Here is a 6,460-nt window from a genome sequence, read left to right on the forward strand (position 1 = left end):
GACAGCGGCCCGGCCCGCTGTCCGTACCACCGTCCCGGCCGGGGCCCAGCCGTCCGGCGCCGTCCCGACCGTCGTGGTAGCGGCGGTCCGGCGAACGGTGGTCGGTGCCGAACTGGCCGATGTCGCCGGCGTTGTTGACCCGTTCGTCGAAACCGCGTCGGTCCTGGTGCGGGGCGGTCGGCCGGTACGGCTCGGGGTAGGGCGCGGCGAACAGCGTCTCCTGGCCGTCCCGACTGGCCGGGATGAGGTTGGGCCGTCCGCCGTCGCCGGGGCGCCCCGGCGGTCGCGCCGAACCGGTGATCGGCTGCTGCGCGGAGCCGGCGAACGGGCCGGGCTCCCGGCCGCCCTGGTCGGACCCGGGATCGGGGTTGCGCTGGCCCTGTTCCCCATGCCCCGGACCACCGGGGTAGCGCGGCGGCTCGGGGCCGTACCCGCCGCTCGGGGCGGGGGCGCCGTATCCGCCGCTCTGCTCCTGGCCGCCGTATCCGCCGCTCTGGTCCGGGCCGCCGTAGCCGGTGGACGGGTCAGGGCCGTAGCCGCTGGAGGGCCCCGGACCGCCGTATCCGCCGGTCGGGTCGTTGCTGCCGGGATAGCCCGCTGCGGGGCCGACCGACTGGTACCCCGCGGGGGCGGCGCGCCCGGCGGAGTCGGTACCGGCGGGATAGCCGGTACCGGTCGGGCGGGTCTGAGCGTCGTCCGGAGGTCGTACCGTGACCGCCACCTGGACCGCCCGGCCCAGCCGGCGCGACAACGCCTCGGTGATCGCCGGCCGGAGCCGGGACTCGATCACGTCCCGGGTGAAGGCGTCCGGTACGGAGAGCAGTGCGGTGTCCTCGACGATCGCGCGCAGTCGGGTCAGCCGTAGGTAGGCGCGTTGCTGAGCCGAGACGATCTCGTCAGCCAGTTCCTCGGTCGTCGCCAACCACACCGCGGCAAGGTCGATCGTGTCGGCCACCGTCGCGCCACCCCCATCGCCTCTGCGTCTCCGGCCGCCGTTGCCGCCCAAGTCGACCGTTTCAGGCTTGCTATCGTGCGTGAACAGGCACGACGCGGCGCCCGGCAGTTGCCGACGCCGTCCACAAGTTATCCACAACCTGTGTATCGACTGATTGTTGTCGCCCGGCCGGGCGTCCGTGCCGTCGCCCCGGCTCCAAATGGCGCTGACGCGGGTTCATCTGTCGAACGATCGACGAGCTTGTCCGGTTTTGCCCGTCAGCGGCACCCCCACCACCTGACGCTGACGTGCAAACGCGCACGCTAACAGCGTTGTCCACACCCCATCAACCGTCGGCCCCGCCGACACCTTGGCAACATCAGCGAAAAACCCCGCTCGGTGGGCCAGCCTAGCTGCCCGGTTTCACCCGCTCTGCGGTGATGGGCCGGGTGGTCACGACCATCCGGACGAACCGGGCAGCGGCGTCGTGGTGGGATGCTTCGACCGGCTCACGATCCGGATTCCGGCCCGACCGGTTCGGCCCGGTGGCTCGGTCGGAAGCCGGGCGTCCGTTCTGTTTGACGCTCACTGCCGGCCTGCGTAGGCTCCAACGGTTGCTCTGTCGCCCTCTGCTAGGGTGATGAGAGACTGCCGACCGCAGCCCGTGCTGGGCAGCGAACGATGCCAGACGGCAATCGAACCCGGCCGCCCAGGCGGCCAACGCCAGACCATCACACGACCCCGATGCCACACGCCGGGGCGTACGACGACGGAGAGCCTGACGTGAGCAAGCGCACCTACCAGCCGAACACCCGCCGCCGCGCGAAGACCCACGGCTTCCGGCTGCGCATGCGCACCCGGGCAGGCCGCGCCATTCTCTCTGCCCGCCGTGGCAAGGGTCGTACCCGCCTGTCGGCCTGACGGCTGGCAAGGCCGGTCCGGGGATGTAGGTAGTCGTGCTGGCGGCCGCACAGCGACTGCGGCGCAGCAGTGACTTCGCCGCAGCGATCCGGGGTGGGCGACGAGCCAATCGTGGCGTCCTCGTGGTCCACCTCCATTCGACCGGCACACCGGACCCGTCCCGATCACCATTGACCAGAACAGCGTCGAAGCCGGCCCGAAGTGCCGACGCGGAGCAGGACTCCGCGCCGGTCCGGGCCGGCTTCGTCGTTTCCAAGGCCGTGGGCGGCGCCGTGATCCGCAACCGGGTCCGCCGCCGGCTCCGGCACCTCGTCCGGGACCGGCTGACCGGACTGCCCGCCGGCACCACCCTCGTGGTACGCGCGCTGCCCGCCGCCGCCGAAGCCTCGTACGCCCGGCTCGGAGCCGATCTCGACGCCGCCATCGCCGCGGCTCGGGCGCCGAGAAAATCCGCTCGGCGGTCCCGGTGACCAACCCGATCGACGAGTCGTCCGGGATGACACTCGGTGCCCGAGTGCTGGCGGGACCCATCGTCGCGTACCGTCGTTGGATAAGCCCGGCGCTGCCGGCCCGCTGTCGGTTCCATCCGTCGTGCAGCGCGTACGCCCTGGAGGCGGTCGCGGGACATGGCGCGCTTCGCGGAGCCTTCCTGGCGGTCCGGCGGTTGTTGCGCTGCCACCCCTTCCACCCCGGTGGATATGACCCGGTACCGGAGCCGGGCGGACGCCGCCATGCCGATGTGACTGGAGCCCCGAATTGAGTCTCGACTGGATCTACTGGGCGATCTCGTGGATCCTGCTGCTGTGGCACTCGGCCTGGGACGCCATCGGGGTGTCGACCGGTGCGTTCCTGGGTACGAACTGGTCCTGGATCCTGGCGATCATCTTCCTGGTGGTCACCCTTCGGGTGATCCTCTTCCCGATCTTCGTCAAGCAGATCAAGTCGCAGCGGGCGATGCAGGCGATCCAGCCCCAGCTGAAGGCATTGCAGGAGAAGCACAAGGGTGACCGGGAGACGCTCCAGAAAGAAATGATGGAGCTGTACCGGAAGGAGAAGGCGAACCCGCTGATGGGCTGCCTTCCGATCTTCCTCCAGGCTCCCGTCTTCATCGGCCTGTTCCACGTGCTGCGCCGGCTCGACCCGATCAACCAGGGCAAGACCAAGTACGGCTGGACCGTCGACCAGTTCGAGAGCGCCACCCACGCCCGGCTCTTCGACGTGCCGATCGCGGGCAAGTTCGGATCCAGCGCGGCGGAGCTGGCCCGGCTGAACGCCAGTGGCACCTCGGTCAAGATCCTGGCCGGCGTGCTGGTGGCGATCATGATCGCCACGACCTACCTGACCAGCCGCCAGATGATCCTCAAGACCGGTTGGGCCGAGGACCCGCAGCAGCGGATGATCCAGCGGCTGATGCTCTACGGCATCCCGGCCTCGCTGCTGGTCTCCGGTGCGATCTTCCCGATCGGTGTGGTCATCTACTGGGTCACGAACAACCTCTTCACCCTCGCTCAGCAGCAGTGGGTGCTCCGTAAGTACCCGCCGCCGCCCACCGCCGCCCGGCTGCCCAAGCCGGGCGAGTCGGCTCGGCGTACCACCGGACCTCGCCGGACCACCGATTCCCGCAACCCGGTGCAGCCGGCCAAGCCCGCCAAGCCGGCCGGTCGGTTCAGCCGGTCCAAGGCCAACGGCACGCAGCCCGAGAGCAAGCCGGTGGTGGACACCAAGGCGCTGGCCCCGAAGCCGGGCGCCAAGCCGGTCAACCCCAAGAAGGGGCGTCCGGCGAAGCGTCAGGGTTGACGCGACGGGCCGCCGGCAGCGCCAGTCGCGCCGGCGGCCCGGTAGGACTCTGGGCCGTGCTGCCACCAGCGCTGGCGCCGGCCCGAGGTCCATCGCTCCCCGCGCACAAACGGGCAGTGCTGCCCGCGACAGACGTGCCCGTGGCATTCGGCGATCTCCCGCCGGACCCGGGAAACCAGCGCCGACCGTACGGTCCGGCCGAGAGAGTACGGAGATGACACCGTGACCGACACCAGTATCCCGCGCGCTGACGAGCCCATCGGCGACACCGATCCTGTCGTGGCGGCAGGACCGGCCGCAGAGGCCGAGACCACCGAGGCCGTTTCGGTAGCCGGGGACAGCGCGGACGTCGACGAGGTCGCCGGCGGGCGCGGCGGTCCGGATCGCGAAGCCGATGAGGACGACGACGACGAGGACGAGGACGACGCGGACGACGAGGACGAGGACGAGGACGACGCGGATACCGGCGGCGACCGGGCGGCCGGTGACGTGGCCGCGAGCACCAACGGCGCGAAGCCGGCAGCGGCGACCAGCGACGTGGACCTGTTCCGGCAGAGCGAGATCGCCGCGGACTACGTCGAAGGACTGCTGGACATCCTCGACTACGACGGCGACATCGACGAACTGGTCTCGGCCGGCCGACCCGTCGTCGAGGTCGTGGGCGGCCGGTTGCAGGCGCTGGTGGGCCAGCGGGGCGCCACGCTCGAGGCGTTGCAGGAACTGACCCGGCTCGCCGTGTTCCGGCAGACGGGCTCGCCCAGCCGGCTCCTGCTCGATGTGGGTGGCTACCGGGCGACCCGGCGCAAGGAGCTGTCGGCGGTCGCCAAGAACGCGGTGGAGAAGGTCAAGCAGCACGGCGAGGCCGTCCGGCTGGAGCCGATGTCCGCCTTCGAGCGCAAGTGCGTCCACGACGTGGTCAACGCCATCGCGGGAGTGGAGAGCGAGTCGGAGGGCGTCGAGCCGAATCGCCGGATCGTCGTACGCCCGGTCGACTGAGCGAATCAATGACGGACCGTCCGATGTCCGGCCCGGGTGGCGAACTGCCGCCCGGGCCGTTTCCGGTATCCCCGACGGACGGCGGCGACGGTTCCGCCCCGGTCGCCGACGAGGGTGTCGTTCCGGCGGCACCGCTCCCCGCCGAACTGACCGTCCCGGCCCGTACGCTGTTCGGCGACCGGCTGCCGCTCGCGGAGGCGTACGCGGAACTTCTCGCCGGGGCGGGTGTGGTCCGTGGTCTGATCGGTCCCCGTGAGACACCGAGGATCTGGGACCGTCACCTGCTCAACTGTGCCGTGGTGGCGGAGCTGATTCCGTCCGGCGCCTCGGTGGTGGACGTCGGCTCGGGAGCGGGCCTGCCCGGCATCGTGCTCGCGATCGCCCGGCCCGACCTGACGATCGTGTTGGTCGAACCGCTGGCCCGACGCGCCGTGTTCCTGGCCGAGGTGGTCACGGCACTCGAACTCGGTGATTCGGTCACCGTGCTCCGGGCCCGGGCGGAGGAGATCCCCGCAGCCTGGCGCCGTACCGGCCGGAACTCGGAGCGGCGTACGGCGGCGGACCGTCGGTCGTCCGTTCCGTACCGGGCCGAGCCCGGATCACCGGCGCGTCCGGACCGCTCGGTCGCGCCGGAAAGTCTCCCGGTCGAGTTGTCCGAGCTTCCAGCCGAGCTGAGCGTGCCGGCGGAGATCGTGACGGCTCGGGCCGTCGCGCCACTTGATCGGCTGGCCGGTTGGTGTCTTCCGCTCACCGCACCGGGAGGACGACTTCTCGCGCTCAAGGGCGCCACCGCCGCCGACGAGGTGGCGAACACCGCCCCGGCGGTACGCCGGCTGGGTGGTGCGCAGCCGGTCGTCCGGCAGTGCGGGACGGGAATCCTCGAGCCGCCGACCACCGTGGTCGAGATTGTCCGCGAGCGGGTGGTCGGGGCGGCACGAGAGTCGACACCGCGCTCGGCAGCCGGACGCCGCGCCAAGCCCCGCCGTTAGCCTTTCCGACCTTCGGTCCCCAATGGATGATCGACTCGGCTGGATCGTGCCGGACACTCGGTTCATCCGCTGACTGGTCGAGCGTCGGTGGTTGTGATTGTCGGCACGCTGGCACCCCGTCCGCGCAGCCGATCGAACGGCTGGCGCGCGGGTCGCGAACGCGCGGGGCGTGGGCCGGGGGTCGGGATATGGCTGTTCGACCTGGCTTCGACGGCGTCTGGGAAGCGACGAGTGGACGGCCGGGCTTCCCGTGCCGGATGTGGTTTCCGGCGCCACGATGATTCACCCAGCGGACAGCCGTGGCTCATTCCGCCCAGCGGCCGTAGGCTGACCGCGCGTCGATAGTGTAGACCGGGCAGCGGGTGGCGTCTCAGGCCTTCGCTGCTTCTTGGCGGACCGCGCGCTACGCCCGAAGTCGCGGGCATGAGCGGTGATGGGGCTGACACCATCCGAAGCTGGCAGGGATGACACGGTGCATGACAACGGTAGGTATGACGATCCAGAGATGACGGACTCCGGGGGATACCACTCCGGTGACGCCGATGTTTCACGTGAAACCGACTACGAGGGCTGGTCGGCCAGCGGGCGCGTGCGGCCGCCGACCCGGACCGGCGAGCCGGCCGGGCATGATTCCGCGCCACCCGCCGGGTCGAGTCGGGGGACTGCCCGGGTCGCGCCGCCAGGACATGACCTGCCGGCGCAGCCGATCCGTCCGGCTCCGCATCCGGACGCGTCCTATCCGGCGGTCGCCTCTGCCTCCGTGCCGCCGCCGGAGCCGGCCCGGCGGACCGGACGTGCTCCGGAACCGCCCCGACCCCGGGAC

6 protein-coding genes and 2 pseudogenes are annotated in these 6,460 nt (G+C 71.1%); 7 read left to right on the forward strand and 1 reads right to left on the reverse strand.

Going from position 1 to position 6,460, the window contains the following annotated elements; translation table 11 throughout:
• Nucleotides 1-955, reverse strand: a pseudogene (locus I0C86_RS43720) (hypothetical protein); the annotation flags it as partial.
• 762 nt (nt 956-1,717) lie between these two features.
• On the opposite strand from I0C86_RS43720, the gene rpmH reads away from it, so the two are divergent.
• The 7 genes and pseudogenes from rpmH to I0C86_RS43730 form a co-directional block, all read left to right on the forward strand.
• Nucleotides 1,718-1,855, forward strand: a complete 138-nt coding sequence (rpmH, locus tag I0C86_RS24745; RefSeq protein ID WP_192766194.1) for a 50S ribosomal protein L34 — start codon at nt 1,718-1,720, stop codon at nt 1,853-1,855.
• Between the two features lie 35 nt (nt 1,856-1,890).
• Nucleotides 1,891-2,325 carry a ribonuclease P protein component gene (rnpA, locus tag I0C86_RS24750; protein WP_196203672.1) on the forward strand — a complete coding sequence of 145 codons (435 nt, stop codon included), beginning with the start codon at nt 1,891-1,893 and terminating at the stop codon, nt 2,323-2,325.
• A 26-nt stretch (nt 2,326-2,351) separates the two neighbouring features.
• Nucleotides 2,352-2,615 (forward strand): membrane protein insertion efficiency factor YidD, encoded by a 264-nt coding sequence (gene yidD, locus I0C86_RS24755; RefSeq protein WP_192771946.1) that lies wholly within the window; start codon nt 2,352-2,354, stop codon nt 2,613-2,615.
• On the forward strand, nt 2,612-3,652 hold the full coding sequence (gene yidC, locus I0C86_RS24760; protein WP_196203673.1) for a membrane protein insertase YidC: 1,041 nt from the start codon (nt 2,612-2,614) through the stop codon (nt 3,650-3,652). Before yidD ends, yidC begins: the two co-directional genes overlap by 4 nt.
• Nucleotides 3,653-4,141: 489 nt before the next feature.
• Nucleotides 4,142-4,648, forward strand: coding sequence for a Jag family protein (locus I0C86_RS24765; RefSeq protein ID WP_323373833.1), 507 nt, complete (start codon nt 4,142-4,144; stop codon nt 4,646-4,648).
• A gap of 8 nt (nt 4,649-4,656) precedes the next feature.
• Nucleotides 4,657-5,637 carry a 16S rRNA (guanine(527)-N(7))-methyltransferase RsmG gene (locus I0C86_RS43725; protein WP_230394728.1) on the forward strand — a complete coding sequence of 327 codons (981 nt, stop codon included), beginning with the start codon at nt 4,657-4,659 and terminating at the stop codon, nt 5,635-5,637.
• Between the two features lie 505 nt (nt 5,638-6,142).
• Nucleotides 6,143-6,460, forward strand: a pseudogene (locus I0C86_RS43730) (hypothetical protein); the annotation flags it as partial.

The sequence above is a fragment of the Plantactinospora alkalitolerans genome (assembly GCF_015690345.1).
GTDB lineage: Bacteria > Actinomycetota > Actinomycetes > Mycobacteriales > Micromonosporaceae > Plantactinospora > Plantactinospora alkalitolerans.

Bases quoted from the DNA above. Each gene is read 5' to 3' on its own strand.
- yidD (WP_192771946.1), top strand. From the start codon at position 2,352: ATGACACTCGGTGCCCGAGTGCTGGCGGGACCCATCGTCGCGTACCGT.
- I0C86_RS43725 (WP_230394728.1), top strand. From the start codon at position 4,657: ATGACGGACCGTCCGATGTCCGGCCCGGGTGGCGAACTGCCGCCCGGG.